Below are 15,929 nucleotides of genomic sequence, written 5' to 3'. Positions count from 1 at the left end.
AAATCGAATTATTGGAAATCGGCTGTCAGTGTCACCACGCTAAACCAAAGCGGTGGTTCCTGACAGACTCACTTGATTCTAAAAGCTGCGGATCACGCAGCCTTTGGCGGAAATTTCGGCGTGTGCAACCCCAACTGCATACCTTGCTTGACCATGCCCATGATGTCTTCGTGGGCCAGATCGAACAGGCGCTTGAGGTTCGGCAGGACAAAGTACAGCGGTTGCAAGATGTCGATGCGGTACGGCGTGCGCATGCATTCCAGCGGGTCGAACGCCTGATGCTCCGGCTCGTCCGACAGGCAGTAAACGGTTTCTTTGGGCGAGGACAGAATGCCGCCACCGTAGATGCGCAGGCCTTGTGGCGTGTCGACCAGGCCGAACTCGATGGTCATCCAGTACAGGCGCGCCAGGTACACGCGTTCTTCCTTGGAAGCCTGTAGGCCAAGTTTGCCGTAGGTGTGGGTGAATTCGGCGAACCAAGGGTTGGTCAGCAGCGGACAGTGGCCAAAGATCTCGTGGAAAATGTCCGGCTCTTGCAGGTAATCCAGCTCTTCGCGGGTACGAATAAAGGTCGCCACCGGGAACTGCTTGTTTGCCAGCAATTCGAAAAAGGTCTGGAAGGGAATCAGTGCGGGGACTCGGGCAACCTGCCAGCCGGTGGTTTCACCGAGGACCTTGTTGATTTCACCGAGTTGCGGAATGCGGTCGTGGGGCAGACCGAGTTTTTCGATACCGTCCAGGTACTCCTGGCACGCACGGCCCTCGACCACTTTCAGCTGGCGAGTGATCAGCGTGTTCCACACCGCGTGTTCTTCGGCGGGGTAGTCGATAAAACCTTGCGCATCGGGCTCGCGAGCCACGTATTGCGTCTGCTTCATGCTGCTCTCCTGCTAGGGGATTCGTTTTTGTTGTGTGTACAGCTATAGACCTAGAAATACCCCAAGGCGTGCGGTGTTGCAGCAGGTGATCCGCGTGGTACGTAGGAAAAATCTCGGCTTTTCGTAAAGTATTCGTTACGCATTGACCGCTATGGCGCAAGTATTGAGTTTTCCGGGTTTGAAAAGCGCTCTACCTGTCACATAATCTTGACGACTAACTGAGCCTCTCGGCAAAAAAATACATCCGGGGGCACTGCGAACCCCTGTGGGAGCGGGCTTGCTCGCGAAAGCATCGGCACATCCGACATTGATGTATCAGACAGACCGCTTTCGCGAGCAAGCCCGCTCCCACAGGTTGTGCGCTTGGCATCAACCTCTCACTGCAGTTACGGGCCTTTATATGCGTATCAAAGTTCACTGCCAGAACCGCATCGGTATCCTGCGCGACATTCTCAACCTGCTGGTCGAGTACGGGATCAACGTCGCTCGCGGCGAAGTGGGCGGTGAGCACGGTAATGCGATCTACCTGCACTGCCCGAACCTGATCAACATTCAGTTCCAGGCGCTGCGTCCGAAGTTCGAGGCGATTGGCGGGGTATTCGGCGTCAAGCGTGTAGGGCTGATGCCCAGCGAACGTCGGCACATGGAACTCAATGCCTTGCTCGGTGCCTTGGAGTTTCCGGTGCTGTCGATCGACATGGGTGGCTCCATCGTCGCGGCCAACCGTGCGGCGGCGCAGTTGCTCGGAGTGCGGGTGGACGAGGTGCCGGGGATTCCACTGTCACGGTACGCCGAGGATTTCGATTTGCCGGAGCTGGTGCGCGCCAACAAGTCGCGGATCAACGGCTTGCGGGTCAAGGTCAAGGGCGACGTGTTTCTCGCCGACATCGCGCCACTGCAATCGGAGCATGACGAAAGCGAGGCCATGGCCGGTGCGGTGTTGACGTTGCACCGGGCGGATCGGGTGGGCGAGCGCATTTATAACGTGCGCAAGCAGGAATTGCGCGGCTTCGACAGCATTTTCCAGAGCTCGAAAGTGATGGCTGCAGTGGTGCGCGAGGCGCGACGCATGGCGCCACTGGATGCGCCGCTATTGATAGAAGGCGAAACCGGCACCGGCAAAGAGTTGTTGGCGCGGGCCTGTCACCTGGCGAGCCCGCGTGGGCAATCACCGCTGATGGCGCTCAACTGCGCCGGTCTGCCGGAATCGATGGCCGAGACCGAATTGTTCGGCTACGGCCCCGGCGCCTTCGAAGGGGCGCGGGCCGAAGGCAAGCTCGGGCTGTTGGAGCTGACGGCAGGCGGTACGTTGTTTCTCGATGGCGTCGGCGAAATGAGCCCGCGCTTGCAGGTGAAATTGCTGCGCTTTCTGCAGGACGGTTGTTTCCGTCGTGTCGGCAGTGATGAAGAGGTCTATCTGGATGTGCGGGTGATCTGCGCGACTCAAGTGGACTTGTCCGAGCTGTGCGCTCGCGGTGAGTTTCGCCAGGATTTGTACCACCGCTTGAACGTGCTTTCGTTGCACATCCCGCCGCTGCGCGAATGCCTCGACGGATTGGCGCCGCTGGTGGAGCACTTCCTCGATCAGGCCAGTCGACAGATCGGTTGCCCGTTGCCGAAATTGGCGCCGGCGGCGATGGAACGGCTCAGTCACTATCACTGGCCGGGTAATGTGCGGCAGTTGGAAAACGTACTGTTCCAGGCGGTTTCCCTGTGCGACGGCGGCACCGTCAAGGCCGAGCACATTCGTCTGCCGGACTACGGCGTGCGTCAGCCGCTTGGCGATTTTTCCCTTGAGGGTGGCTTGGACGAAATTGTCGGGCGCTTTGAGAAGGCGGTGCTGGAGCGTTTGTATTCCGAGCATCCGAGCAGTCGGCAACTGGGCAAGCGGTTGGGGGTTTCGCATACGACCATTGCCAATAAGTTGCGTGAGTACGAAGTCGGTAAAGACAACACCTAATTCTGTGGCGAGTGGCTTCTGTGGCGAGGGGGCTTGCCCCCGTTGGGTTGCGAAGCAGCCCCAAATGCAGCAACCGAATATTGTCAGGTAAAACGCATCGGATGGTTTTGCGGCCGCTTCGCGCCCGAACGGGGGCAAGCCCCCTCGCCACAGGGAACTGAGTCGGTCATGAAGGCCGGCTCTTGCCTCCTACCGGCATAACACCGCCGGTTTTTCGTCTTCGATACATTCCCCCAATCCCCTCTGAATCCCTCAAGTCCTTTGTTTGCCGGGCCCTGCGCCGCCAGAAAAAAGTTGGTCTGCAAATTGCTTATGGCTCAGCAGTACAGCGGTGGGCGGCAAACGTCCGGCATGCAGAGGAAAGAGTGTGGACAAGTACCTTTATGTGGCAATGACCGGCGCCAGCCAGAATGCACTGGCGCAGAAGGCTCATGCGAACAACCTGGCGAACATCTCTACCAATGGTTTTCAGAAGGACCTGGAACAGGCCCGTTCAATGCCGGTGTTTGGTGACAGCTTTCCGGCGCGTGCGTTTGCCATGAGCGAACGTCCGGCCACCGACTTCTCTGCGGGCTCGCTGGTGGAAACCGGTCGCGACCTTGATGTCGCGGTGCAAGGCAGCGGCTGGATCGCTGTGCAGAACCCCGATGGCGGTGAAAGCTACGTGCGCACCGGCAGCCTGAACGTTGACGCGCTGGGCGTGCTGCGCGCCGGCAACGGTATGCCGGTGGTAGGCAATGGCGGGCCGATTGCCGTGCCGCCCGAGCAGCAAATCGAAGTCGGCGAAGACGGCACCATCAGCATTCGTGCGATGGGCGAAGGCCCGCGTGTAATGGCCGAAGTCGACCGTATCAAACTGGTCAACCCCGACTTCAAGAACATGACCAAAGGCCTGGACGGTTCGATCCACACCAAGGACGGCAAGCCGGCGCAGGCCGATGCCAACGTCAAACTGGTGTCCGGGTTCCTTGAGTCGAGCAACGTCAATGCCGTGGAAGAAATGACCTCGGTGCTGGCGCTGGCCAAGCAGTTCGAGCTGCACATCAAGATGATGAACACCGCCAAAGACGATGACCAGGCCATGGCTCGGGTCTTGCAGATCAGCTAATTATCAGAACGTCGCGCCGTAAAACAGGCGCACGAGGAGAATCGAATGCTTCCGGCTCTATGGGTTGCCAAAACTGGTCTGTCCGCCCAGGACACCAACCTCACCACCATTTCCAACAACCTGGCGAACGTATCGACCACGGGTTTCAAACGTGACCGCGCCGAGTTCCAGGACTTGCTGTATCAGATCAAACGCCAGCCAGGCGCCCAGTCGACCCAGGACAGCGAATTGCCGTCGGGTCTGCAAGTGGGTACCGGTGTGCGCATCGTCGGCACCCAGAAAAACTTCACCGCCGGTAGCTTGCAAACCACCGAGCAGCCGTTGGACATGGCCATCGACGGTCGCGGTTTCTTCCAGATTCTGCAGCCGGACGGCACTACGTCCTACACCCGTGACGGTACGTTCCACCTGGACTCCAACGGCCAGATCGTCAACGCCAGCGGCTTCGCCCTGGAACCGGCGATTGTCATTCCGAACGACGCCCAGACCTTCACCGTCGGCCGTGACGGCACCGTGTCCATTACCGTTGCCGGCAACCCGGCCTCCCAGGTGATCGGCAACCTGCAAACCGCCGACTTCATCAACCCGGCCGGTCTGCAAGCGGTGGGTAACAACCTGTTCCTGGAAACCGCTGCCAGTGGTGCGCCGCAAGTCGGCACCCCGGGCCTCGCCGGTTTCGGCACCACGCTGCAGAACACCCTGGAAACGTCCAACGTCAGCACCGTTGAAGAGATGGTCAACATGATCACCACTCAGCGCGCCTACGAGATGAACTCCAAGGTGATCTCCACCGCCGACCAGATGCTCTCGTTCGTAACGCAGAATCTGTAATCAAGTCTATGAGGCGGCCATGAGGTCGCCTGCAACACCGTGAGGTAGGGTCATGAATCGCTTTGTATCTGTTCTGGCACTGAGTGGGGTCGTCGTGCTCGCGGGCTGCGTTGCCCCGCCGCCCAAGCCCAATGACCCTTACTACGCCCCGGTGTTGCCGCGTACGCCGCTGCCGGCTGCCGCCAATAACGGCTCGATCTACCAGGCCGGTTTCGAACAGAACCTGTACAGCGACCGCAAGGCGTTCCGGGTCGGTGACATCATCACCATTACCCTGAACGAGCGTACCCAGGCGAGCAAGAACGCTAACTCGCAGATGGACAAGAACAGCGATAACAAGATCGGCCTGACCTCGTTGTTCGGTTCCAGCCTGACCACCAATAACCCGATCGGTGGCAACGACCTGAGTCTGAACGCCGGCTATAGCGCCGACCGCTCAACGAAGGGCGACAGCAAGTCCGGCCAGAGCAACAGCCTGACCGGTTCGATCACCGTGACCGTCGCCGACGTGTTGCCCAACGGCATCATCGCCGTGCGTGGCGAGAAGTGGCTGACGCTCAATACCGGTGATGAGCTGGTGCGGATTGCCGGCCTCGTTCGCGCCGATGACATCGCCACCGACAACACCGTGTCGTCGACTCGCGTTGCCGATGCACGCATCACCTATTCGGGTACCGGCGCGTTTGCCGATGCGAGTCAGCCAGGCTGGTTCGACCGTTTCTTCCTCAGCCCGCTGTTCCCTTTCTAGGTGGCTTCTCTGGTGAGCATGTTGAACTTCAAACACCTGATGGTGGGCGCCCTGTTGCTGACGGCAGCCTTCGATGCTCAAGCCGAGCGACTGAAGGACATCGCCAGTATTTCCGGCGTGCGTTCCAACCAATTGATCGGCTACGGCCTGGTGGTCGGGCTTAACGGCACCGGTGACCAGACGACCCAGACCCCGTTCACCCTGCAGACTTTCAACAACATGCTTTCGCAGTTCGGCATCAAGGTGCCGGCAGGTTCGGGCAACGTGCAGTTGAAGAACGTCGCGGCGGTATCGATCAGTGCCGACTTGCCGGCGTTCGCCAAGCCGGGTCAGCAGGTGGATATCACCGTTGCCTCCATCGGTAACTCCAAGAGCCTGCGCGGCGGTACCTTGCTGCTGACGCCGCTCAAAGGTATCGATGGAAACGTCTACGCCATCGCTCAGGGCAACCTGGTGGTTGGCGGTTTCGATGCCGAAGGTCGTGACGGTTCGAAGATCACCGTCAACGTTCCGTCAGCCGGTCGCATCCCTGGCGGTGCATCGGTCGAGCGTGCAGTGCCAAGCGGTTTCAATCAGGGCAACAGCCTGACCCTGAACCTCAACCGTTCGGACTTCACCACGGCCAAGCGCATCGTCGACAAGATCAACAACATGCTTGGCCCTGGCGTCGCTCAGGCCATCGACGGTGGTTCGATCCGCGTGACTGCGCCACTCGATCCGAGCCAGCGGGTCGACTATTTGTCGATCCTCGAAAACCTCGAAGTCGACCCGGGTCAGGCGGTGGCGAAAGTCATCATCAACTCGCGCACCGGCACCATCGTGATCGGCCAGAACGTCAAGGTTTCCCCGGCCGCCGTGACCCACGGCAGCCTGACCGTGACCATCACCGAAGACCCGATCGTCAGCCAGCCCGGCCCTCTGTCCAACGGGCAGACGGCGGTCGTGCCGCGCTCGCGGGTCAATGCCCAGCAAGAAGCCAAACCGATGTTCAAGTTCGGCCCGGGCACCACCCTCGACGAAATCGTCCGTGCGGTGAACCAGGTCGGCGCGGCACCGGGTGACTTGATGGCGATCCTCGAAGCGCTGAAGCAGGCCGGCGCGTTGCAAGCCGACCTGATCGTGATCTGAGGACGGCGACCATGGATATGCGCAAAAGCGGTCTGGTCAGCAGCAGCGACTCAGGTTCCTATTCGGACCTGAACCGTCTGAACCAGCTCAAGGTCGGCGACAAGAACAGCGATGCGAACATGCGCAAAGTGGCGCAGGAATTCGAGTCGCTGTTCCTTGGTGAAATGCTCAAGTCCATGCGCTCGGCCACCGAAGCTCTAGGCCAGGACAATCCCCTCAACACGCCGGCGGCCAAGCAATACCAGGAAATGTACGACCAGCAGTTGGCCGTTTCCATGTCCCGCGAAGGCGGCGGTATTGGCCTGGCGGACGTACTGATGCGCCAGATGTCGAAGAACAAGCCAATGGCGCCGGGTGAGGCTGCGGCAGCGTCTGCCGCCAAGCAGGCTGCCGCGAAAGCCGCCGTGGAAACACCGATTGCCGCGGGTACGGTCGCCACCCACGGGCCGCTGTCGCGTCTCAATGGTGAACGTCCGTTGTGGGCTTCGCGCTCGGTGAAGACGCCGACCAGCGCGGGCGAGGGCGCTCATCGCAATGACATGGCGCTGATCAATCAGCGGCGCCTGGCGTTGCCACCGAAACTGGCCGATCGTTTGCTCGCCGGGCTGGTGCCGTCGGCATTGACCCCGGCAACGACCGCCACAACAGCGACTGCCACAAAGGCGCAGAACAACATCCCGTTGCCGCAGAGCACCAAGGCTGGTTCCGGCCCCCTGTACAACGGCGATTGGCTGGCTTCGCAAACGGATACGACCTCCAGCGGGCGCCTGCAGATTTATGGCCGTGCCATGGCTCAAATACCCCTGGCACCGGCGAAGAAAGCCTTCAGTTCCGCCGACGAATTCGTCAACACCATGCTGCCGATGGCCAAAGAGGCTGCCGAACGCATCGGTGTCGATCCACGTTATCTGGTGGCCCAGGCAGCCCTGGAAACCGGTTGGGGTAAATCGGTCATGCGTGCCCAGGATGGCAGCAGCAGCCACAACCTGTTCGGTATCAAGGCCAGCAGTAACTGGAAGGGTGATTCGGCCCGGGCGATCACCAGTGAATTCAGAAATGGCGAGATGGTCAAGGAGACGGCCGAGTTCCGTTCCTACGGCTCTTACAAGGACAGCTTCCATGACCTTGTGACGCTGCTGCAAAGCAATAATCGCTATCAAGATGTGCTGAAGTCGGCCGATAACCCAGAACAGTTTGTACGCGAGTTGCAAAAAGCCGGGTATGCAACCGACCCGGATTACGCAAGCAAGATTTCGCAGATAGCCAAGCAGATGACGAGTTACCAAAACTACGCTGCGGCGGGCGCTTCCACCACGCCTTTATAGGCACAAGGTATAAGGTTTGAACCATGAGTTTGCTCAATATCGGGATGTCGGGTTTATCCTCTAGCCAAACCGCGCTGATGACTACCGGCAATAACATTGCCAACGCCGACACCTCCGGGTACTCACGCCAGCAAACCGTGCAGGGCACCAAGGCCTCGAATCAGTTCGGCAATGTCTACATCGGCACCGGTACGACCCTCGCCGATGTGCGTCGGGTGTACAACAGCTACCTCGATGCGCAGCTGCAAACCACCACTTCGCTCAACAGCGATTCGGCGGCCTACGCCGGGCAGATCAGCCCGCTCGATGCGTTGCTGTCGGACAGTGGCACTGGCCTCAATGGCGCCCTGACCAAGTTCTTCGCCTCGGTACAGAACGTCAACGCCAAACCGGGCGACGATGCTTCCCGCCAACTGCTGCTCAGCGATGCGCAAGCCCTGAGCAACCGGTTCAACTCGATCTCCAGCCAGTTGACGACGCAGAACGCGAACATCAACGGCAACCTGGCGGACATGGCCGATCAGGTCAACAAATTGGCCGCCACCGTGGCCCAGTTGAACCAGAAGATCTCCGAAGTTTCCAACGCCGGCGGCCAGCCCAACGACTTGCTCGATGCACGCAACGAGACTGTACGTCAGCTGTCCACCTTCACCGGTGCGCAAGTGATTGAGCGGGACGGTAACCTCGATATTTACCTGGGCAGCGGTCAGCCGCTGGTCATGGGCAGCACCGCCAGCAAGCTGGAAGTGGTGCCGAGCAAAGACGACCCGTCGCGTTCGGCCATTCAGCTCAATCGCGGTTCGAGCACCATCGACATCACTTCGGTGGTGACCGGTGGCGAGATGGGGGGCTTGCTGCGTTATCGCAGCACCGTGCTGGACCCGGCCATGAATGAGCTGGGTCGCGTGGCGCTGGTCGTCGCCGATCAGATGAACACCATTCAGGCCCAAGGCATCGACAAGAACGGTGACTTCGGTTCGAACCTGTTCAACAGCATCAACAGTGCCGCGCAAATGGCTCAGCGCAGCGTCGCCACAGTCGGCAACAGCGCCGGCTCAGGCAACTTCGACGTGAGCATCGAGGACAGCGGCAAGCTGACCATCAACGATTACAAGGTCACCTTCACCAGCGCCACGAACTATACCGTGCAGCGCCTGCCTGAAGGCACCGCCATGGGCGCGTTCAGCACGCTGACCACACCGCCACCGGTGATCGATGGTTTCTCCATGAAGCTCACCGGTGGTACTGCCGCCGCCGGCGACACCTTCAAGATCACCCCGACCCGCAACGCGGCGACCAACATCAAGACCGAGATGACCGACTCCAAGCGTCTGGCCATCGCGGCACCGTTGGGCGCGGCCATTGCTGCGGGCGGTAGCGGCACGCTGACGATTCCAGCCAGCGGCCAACCGACCCTGACCACGAAGTTCGATATCTACGACACGGCGACGACCACCACGATCCAGAACGGCCTGAAGACTTCGACGCCGGTCAAAATCGTATTTGGTGCGGCCGGTGGTACGACTCAGACTTACCAAATGCTCGATGCCCAGGGTAATGCACTCAGCAGCGGCACTATCGTGCCCGGCCAGAACAATACGCTGAGCCTGACCGTTCCACTGGTCGACGCCAGCGGTGCCGCGATCAATGATCCGGGACCGCCCATCGTGCAGCGTACTGTGTCGTTTGACATGACCGTGGCCGGTTCGCCAGCCAACGGCACCGCGATCAACGTATCGCTCAGCCAGCCGGGTTCGCTGGACAACCGTAACGGCACCACACTGGCCGCCTTGCAGACCAAGCAGACTGTGGACACCGGTTCGGCCAGCAACGGTATTTCCCTGAACGACGCCTACGGCAAACTGGTCTCGGGTGTTGGTGCCAAAGCCGCCCAAGGCAAGCTCGACAGCGCTGCTACCGAAGCGATTCTGGCCAACGCCAAGGGGGCTCGCGATTCGCTGTCGGGTGTCGACCTCGATGAGGAAACCGGCAACCTGGTCAAGTACCAGCAGTACTACACCGCGTCTTCGCAGATCATCAAGGCTGCGCAGGAAATCTTCAGCACACTGATCAATAGTCTTTAAGGAGTCGTAGCCCATGCGCATTTCTACCGCCCAGTTTTACGAGTCCTCTGCTGCCAACTATCAGAAGAATTTCTCCAACGTGGTCAAGAGCAGTGAAGAAGCCAGCAGCCTGGTTCGCGTCAACACCGCGGCCGATGATCCGGTTGGCGCTTCGCGTTTGCTGCAATTGGGTCAACAGGCTTCGATGCTTGATCAGTATTCGGCCAACATGACGACCATCAAGGGCACCCTCGGCCAGACCGAAGCGGTGATGACCAGTATCGGCAACGTGCTGCAGCGTGCCAAAGAGCTGGCGCTGGGCGCTGGCAACGCTGGTTATACCGATGCCGACCGCCAGGCCAACGCTTCCGAACTGGGGCAGATCGAAGAACAACTGCTCAGCCTGATGAACACCAAGGATGAAAACGGCAAGTACATCTTCGCCGGATCCAAGGGCGATGTGGTGCCGTTCACCCGCAACACCGATGGCAGCTACACCTACAACGGTGATCAGGTCACGCTGGATCTGCCAATCGGCGATACCCAGTCGATGGCCACCAACAGCACCGGTTGGGACGTATTCCAGCAGGCGATCAACACCACCCGGACTCAGGCCACGCTTACCGCGCCTGCGGTAGATGATGGTCGTGTGGTGTTGTCCAACGGTCAGGTCGAATCCGATGTCACCTACAACGCCAAGTTCCGCAGCGGCGAGCCTTACACCGTGAATTTCGTCAGCGGCACGCAGCTGCAAATTACTGACTCGTCAGGTAATGATGTCACCGCCGAGGCCAGTCAGAACGGCGTGTTCAGTTCCACCAGTGGTGCGGCCACACAGACTGTCAGTTTTCGTGGCATTGATCTGAAGTTGAACATCAACCTGCAAGCGGGGGATGTTCCGGGGACCGTGATCACCGGGCACAGCTTCACGCTGGCAGCCAAGCCGGACAGCTTCAACACTTCGCGCAGCCCGGGCAACCCGTCGACCGCACTGGTGACAGGCGCCTCTGTGACCAACAGCACCGACTACCACGCCAGCTTCCCGGGCGGCGGGGCGATTCTCAAGTTCACCAGTGCCACGAACTTCGAACTCTATGCCGCGCCATTGACCGCCAACAGTAAACCGGTGTCCACCGGTACCATGGCCGGTACGACCGCGACAGCATCGGGTGTCTCGTTCACCGTGGCCGGTACGCCGGGTGCAGGCGATCAGTTCTCGGTGGCGGTCAACACGCACCAGACCCAAAACATTCTGGACACCGTCAGCCAGCTGAAAACAGCGCTGTCGACGCCAACCAATAATAATCCGATTGCCATTCAACAAATGAACGCTGCAGTCACTGCCGGTATCGGCAACCTGTCCAGCGGTATGGATCAACTTGCTTCGAGTATCAGTTCTGTAGGTGGTCGCGGTGCGTCATTGGATACCCAGACCGATATCAATCAGAGCCTGGCACTCGCCAACACTCAGACCCAATCGGCCATTCGCGACTCCGATCCGGCTGAAGTGATGACCCGCCTGACTCTGCAGCAGACCATGTTGCAAGCTTCGCAGCTGGCGTTCAGCAAGATTGCTCAGTTGGGGCTGTTCAACAAAGTCTGAGTCAGGGCCTTCGCGATGATCTCGCGATGATCTCGCGAAGGCTTGCGACTGCCGAGTGCAAACCGTCTTTATTCAGCGGTTCGGGGAGTTTCACTTCGTTGAAGTAAGCTCCCGCCGCTCGCGAGTTCTCCCACCGTGAAACCAGCACCTCTTGTCACCATTGCCATTCCTGCCTTCAATCCGCAGTTCTTCCAGACGGCACTGCAAAGCGCGCTCAATCAGACCTACGCCAATCTTGAAGTGATCGTCTGCGATGACAGTGGTGGTGACGAGATCCGCGAGATCGTCGATGCCAGTGAGGTGCCTGTCTCGATTCGCCTGCGCTATGTGCGCAATCCGCAGCGCCTGGGTTTTCAGGCCAACCTCATGGCCTGCGCGCAAGAGGCCAGCGGTGATTATCTGAAGTTGCTGTGCGACGACGACCAGCTACTCCCTGAATGCATCACTCAGCAGATCGTCGGCTTCATCGACCACGACGACGTCAACCTGGTGATCGGCCAGCGGCAGTTTTACGACGGTGATTACATCCTGCTTTCCGACCGTGTGGAAAATTGCTGTTTTTCCACGGGTGTCACCTTGTTCAAGGGGGAGGATCTGCTGGGCATTCTGGAAAGCAGTCTGGTCAATTTTCTCAGTGGCCTCAGCGGGGCCTTGTTGCGAACCCGGCATGCACTGGAATATTTGCCGGCCCTGACCCAGATAGGCGAAGGTTTTATCGCTCGTCTGGACTTCGCCTTGTTCGCCTGTCTGCTACGGCGTGGCAATCTGGTGGTGGTGAGTCAGGTGTCGAGCCTTGAGCGTTTGCATCCGGCGCGGCTAAGCAACCAGGCGCCAGTCAAGGCTGCGGTAATGACCGAGCTCGACTGGCTCAAGCAAATGCTTGCCTTGCGCAGTGGTGAGCCGGCGCCTGCGCCGGGTTGGGTGCGTTATCTGGCGCTGGCCGATGCGGTTGAAGGGCACGCCTATGCCTGGGAAGAAACCGCGCTGGGCCGGCAACTGGGCTTCATTCAAACGATGGTGCATACCCGGGTAGGCGTCGAGTGCGACAGCTTTGCCGACATGTACCGGGAATGGCTGTCGTGCCGTCGTTTGAAACCGGCCCAGCAACGTTTGCTCGACGCCCGTTTGCAGGGTTGGAGCTGGCGTCCGCGCATCGTGCCGATTGTTCTCGACAGCGACGGCGATGTTCCGGCGCTGGAAGAGACACTCAAGAGCATTCGTCATCAGACCTACGCCGCCGAGCAAGTGGTAGTGCTGTCCCAATTGCAGCACGCGCCATGCGACGGTGTGCGCCATGTGCGCCTGGATGATGAGCCGGTTGCCCAGTTCAATCGCCTGTTGGCCCAGTTGGACAATGCAGACTGGATCTATCTGGTTCGCGCGGGTGATCGCTTGAATGAACTGGCTTTACTGTTGCTGGCAGAGCGCATAGTGGAAATACCTGACGTGCGCTGCCTCTACAGCGACGAGGGCGGATTGCGGGATGACGTCTCGGTCGAGCCGGTGTTCAAGCCGGACTTCAACCTGGATCTGATGCGCAGCTATCCCTATGTCGGCCGCGTGCTGGCCCTGCAGCGGCAGCGGATGATCGAACTGGGTGGCATGCAACACGGTTTTGGCGAGCAGGGTGTGCATGATCTGGTCTGGCGACTGGTGGAGAGTAACGGGCCGCATGCGATAGGGCATATTGCTGAAATTCTCGTGGAGTCTGCTCTGCGTCTCTCCCAGTGGCTCACGCAGCCGCAGATTATCGAGCAGAACCCTCGCGTGCTGGCCGCGCATCTGCAGCGGCTCGGCGCACCGCACCGGATTCGCCCTGGCAGCCAGCCGATGATCAATCGTGTGGACTACCTGCATGATGAGCCGGCCATGGTCTCGATTGTCATTGCGGCCCGTGATGAACTGAGCTCCCTGGAGCGTTGCGTCGAAAGCCTGTTGGAGAAAACCGCCTGCCAACGCTATGAAGTTCTCATTGTCGACAATGGCAGCACTGCTGTTGATGCCTGCAACTGGCTGTCGGCCATGGAGCAAATGGGCAGTGACAAACTTCGGGTGTTGCGCTGTGATCATGGCGACAATCTGGCGGCAGTGCAGAACTTCGCTGCCGGCCACGCCCGTGGTGACTATTTGTTGTTTCTCAGTCCCTACAGCATCGTCGTCAATCCTGACTGGCTCGACGAGTTGCTCAACCACGCTCAGCGTCCGGAAGTCGGCGTGGTCGGCGGTCGGCTGGTAAGTCCGCAAGGGCGTATCGAGGGAACGGCCCAGGTGCTGGGGTTGCGGGGTGTCATTGGTGTTCCCAATCGTGGCGAGCCACTCAACACGTCGGGTTACATGCAGCGCCAGCAGACAGTGCAGAACTTCAGTGCCGTGAGCATCGATTGCCTGCTGGTGCGCAAGAAGGTTTTTGATGATCTGCACGGCCTGGACGAGCAAAATCTGGCGCAAACACTTAATGGCGCTGACTTTTGCCTGCGTGTGAAGCAAAACGGATACCTGGTGGTGTGGACTCCCTACGCCGAATTGATGCGAGTGGTTCCATCCGCTGCCTTCAATCCTGCTCCCAGGGTGCTGCAGGCCGAGCAGAAAAGTTTTTACCAGCGATGGTTACCGGTGATAGCCAGGGATCCGGCCTACAACCCCAATCTGAGTCTGGGCGCCAGCAACTTCAGTCTGGAGCCGGGGTTCAAGGATGGTTGGGACCCGTTCTCGCGTCAGCTTTTGCCAAAGATTCTGGCGATTCCAATCAATACCACAGCAGTGGGCCATTACCGGGTTGCCCAGCCGTTCCGTGAATTGGAGGCGGCCGGGCGCGTGGTGGGGCACCTGAGTTATCACACGCCGACAGACATTGACCTTGAACGGTGCTCTCCCGACGTGATCGTGTTGCAGGGGCGCTATAGCCAGAATGCGGTCGATGAGGTTGAGCGAGTCAAAAACTGTTCGCACGCTTTGCGCATCTTTGAACTTGACGATTATGTGATTGATGTCCCGAAAAAAAACGCGCACCTGCGCAAGGCCGAGGTCGGGGTCGATAAAATAGTACGCCGTGGCATAGGGTTGTGTGATCGGGTTGTGGTCTCGACCCAGCCCTTGGCCGACGCTTTGCGGGACATGCATCACGATATCCGGGTGGTCCCGAACATGCTTGCGCCGCATCTCTGGGTCGGGCTCACCAGTCAGCGCCGCACCTCTCGCAAACCTCGCGTGGGTTGGGGCGGTGGGACGAGTCATGATGGAGACCTGGCGATCATTGCGGACGTGGTACGCCTGCTTGCCAATGAAGTCGAATGGGTGTTCTTCGGCATGTGTCCACCGGCTTTGCGTCCGTTTGTCCATGAGTTCCATCCCAGCATCGGCCTGGAGGCCTATCCGGCCAAACTGGCTAGCCTGAACCTTGACCTGGCCTTGGCACCATTGGAGTTCCATATCTTCAACGACTGCAAGAGTAACCTGCGTCTGTTGGAGTACGGCGCTTGTGGTTACCCGGTGATTTGCACCGACACTGAAGCCTATCGCGGCTATTTGCCCTGCACCAAGGTCGTGAGCAACAGCACCGAGGAGTGGCTTGAGGCAATCCGCATGCACCTGTCCGACCCTGATGCGAGCTATCGCATGGGTGATGCACTGCGTGAGGAAGTGCTGCGCGATTACATGCTCAAGGGCAATAACCTCAACTACTGGGCCGAGGGCTGGTTGCCAAACTGATCGAGCATGGATGTACACCTGCAGGCGGCCTTGGGCCGCCTGTTTTGTTTGTATCGGGGGGGCGTTACAAGCTTTGCGGTGGGGGCTCAAGCTTTGTGTCGTTTGTGTCGATAAATCGCCAAGGCTTCGTTCATTGAAAGATTCGTCAGTGACCTGCGTTTGCAGGTCGTTGTGGCGGCAGGTATCTGGTTCAACAACATGGCAAGGAAGATGTCGAAATGGCAGTGATAAACGGGACAAACGGCGTGGATACGCTGACAGGTACCAGTGGGGATGATGAGATCTATGCCTTGGGTGGCAATGATGTGATCAAAGGGAGTGCCGGTGCGGACAAGCTGGATGGCGGCACTGGTACTGACACCGTGGACTATTCGGCGTCGGCCGCTGCGGTGAACGTTGATATTCGTCTGGGTACGGGGCTGGCCGGCATCGGCGGCGACGCCGAGGGTGACACCTTGGTCAACGTTGAAAAGGTCATCGGTTCGGCATTCAACGACAGCTTCACCGTTGCGTTGGGCGGGATAGCATTCGAAGGCGGTGCCGGGGACGATATCTACTACATCAACACCAGCGCCAC

At 59.4% G+C, this 15,929-nt stretch carries 11 protein-coding genes; 10 read left to right on the top strand and 1 reads right to left on the bottom strand.

Translation table 11 applies throughout. From position 1 onward, the window contains the following. Nucleotides 1-92 precede the first annotated feature (92 nt). On the bottom strand, nucleotides 93-878 hold the full coding sequence (gene phhA, locus BK662_RS28060) for a phenylalanine 4-monooxygenase (RefSeq protein ID WP_123360248.1): 786 nt from the start codon (nucleotides 876-878) through the stop codon (nucleotides 93-95). A 400-nt stretch (nucleotides 879-1,278) separates the two neighbouring features. Here phhA and BK662_RS28055 point away from each other — a divergent pair, with 400 nt between their 5' ends. From BK662_RS28055 to BK662_RS28010, 10 genes are all read left to right on the top strand, one after another. Next, nucleotides 1,279-2,838, top strand: coding sequence for a sigma-54-dependent phenylalanine hydroxylase transcriptional regulator PhhR (locus tag BK662_RS28055; RefSeq protein ID WP_007902506.1), 1,560 nt, complete (start codon nucleotides 1,279-1,281; stop codon nucleotides 2,836-2,838). Between the two features lie 367 nt (nucleotides 2,839-3,205). Then, entirely contained in the window at nucleotides 3,206-3,946 is a 741-nt protein-coding gene (gene flgF, locus BK662_RS28050) for a flagellar basal-body rod protein FlgF (protein ID WP_123360247.1), read from the top strand. A gap of 45 nt (nucleotides 3,947-3,991) precedes the next feature. Further along, the gene (flgG, locus tag BK662_RS28045) at nucleotides 3,992-4,777 is read left to right on the top strand and encodes a flagellar basal-body rod protein FlgG (protein ID WP_008011001.1); all 786 of its coding nucleotides are present in this window, start codon (nucleotides 3,992-3,994) and stop codon (nucleotides 4,775-4,777) included. A 52-nt stretch (nucleotides 4,778-4,829) separates the two neighbouring features. Then, nucleotides 4,830-5,525, top strand: coding sequence for a flagellar basal body L-ring protein FlgH (flgH, locus tag BK662_RS28040; RefSeq protein WP_123360246.1), 696 nt, complete (start codon nucleotides 4,830-4,832; stop codon nucleotides 5,523-5,525). An 18-nt stretch (nucleotides 5,526-5,543) separates the two neighbouring features. Beyond that, a complete protein-coding gene (locus BK662_RS28035; protein ID WP_123360245.1) occupies nucleotides 5,544-6,653 on the top strand; it encodes a flagellar basal body P-ring protein FlgI in 1,110 nt (369 codons plus the stop codon). Between the two features lie 11 nt (nucleotides 6,654-6,664). Further along, on the top strand, nucleotides 6,665-7,978 hold the full coding sequence (flgJ, locus tag BK662_RS28030) for a flagellar assembly peptidoglycan hydrolase FlgJ (RefSeq protein ID WP_123360244.1): 1,314 nt from the start codon (nucleotides 6,665-6,667) through the stop codon (nucleotides 7,976-7,978). Nucleotides 7,979-8,001: 23 nt separating this feature from the next. Continuing rightward, entirely contained in the window at nucleotides 8,002-10,062 is a 2,061-nt protein-coding gene (flgK, locus tag BK662_RS28025; RefSeq protein ID WP_123360243.1) for a flagellar hook-associated protein FlgK, read from the top strand. 13 nt (nucleotides 10,063-10,075) lie between these two features. Beyond that, nucleotides 10,076-11,644 (top strand): flagellar hook-associated protein 3, encoded by a 1,569-nt coding sequence (locus tag BK662_RS28020; RefSeq protein WP_123360242.1) that lies wholly within the window; start codon nucleotides 10,076-10,078, stop codon nucleotides 11,642-11,644. 135 nt (nucleotides 11,645-11,779) lie between these two features. Next, nucleotides 11,780-15,352: a glycosyltransferase gene (locus BK662_RS28015; protein WP_123360241.1), complete on the top strand. Its 3,573-nt coding sequence runs from the start codon at nucleotides 11,780-11,782 to the stop codon at nucleotides 15,350-15,352. A gap of 218 nt (nucleotides 15,353-15,570) precedes the next feature. Beyond that, a partial coding sequence (locus BK662_RS28010; protein ID WP_375539014.1) for a calcium-binding protein occupies nucleotides 15,571-15,929 on the top strand: 359 nt, incomplete at its 3' end.

The organism is Pseudomonas frederiksbergensis (assembly GCF_003732275.1).
In the GTDB taxonomy this organism is placed as follows: Bacteria; Pseudomonadota; Gammaproteobacteria; order Pseudomonadales; family Pseudomonadaceae; genus Aquipseudomonas; species Aquipseudomonas frederiksbergensis_H.
This window is presented reverse-complemented; position numbering and strand designations above follow the sequence as displayed.

What these genes read in the sequence shown, in the direction of transcription:
- phhA (WP_123360248.1), bottom strand. Translation starts at nt 878, where the DNA reads ATGAAGCAGACGCAATACGTGGCTCGCGAGCCCGATGCGCAAGGTTTT.
- BK662_RS28055 (WP_007902506.1), top strand. Translation starts at nt 1,279, where the DNA reads ATGCGTATCAAAGTTCACTGCCAGAACCGCATCGGTATCCTGCGCGAC.
- flgG (WP_008011001.1), top strand. Translation starts at nt 3,992, where the DNA reads ATGCTTCCGGCTCTATGGGTTGCCAAAACTGGTCTGTCCGCCCAGGAC.
- flgH (WP_123360246.1), top strand. Translation starts at nt 4,830, where the DNA reads ATGAATCGCTTTGTATCTGTTCTGGCACTGAGTGGGGTCGTCGTGCTC.
- BK662_RS28035 (WP_123360245.1), top strand. Translation starts at nt 5,544, where the DNA reads ATGTTGAACTTCAAACACCTGATGGTGGGCGCCCTGTTGCTGACGGCA.
- flgJ (WP_123360244.1), top strand. Translation starts at nt 6,665, where the DNA reads ATGGATATGCGCAAAAGCGGTCTGGTCAGCAGCAGCGACTCAGGTTCC.
- flgK (WP_123360243.1), top strand. Translation starts at nt 8,002, where the DNA reads ATGAGTTTGCTCAATATCGGGATGTCGGGTTTATCCTCTAGCCAAACC.
- BK662_RS28020 (WP_123360242.1), top strand. Translation starts at nt 10,076, where the DNA reads ATGCGCATTTCTACCGCCCAGTTTTACGAGTCCTCTGCTGCCAACTAT.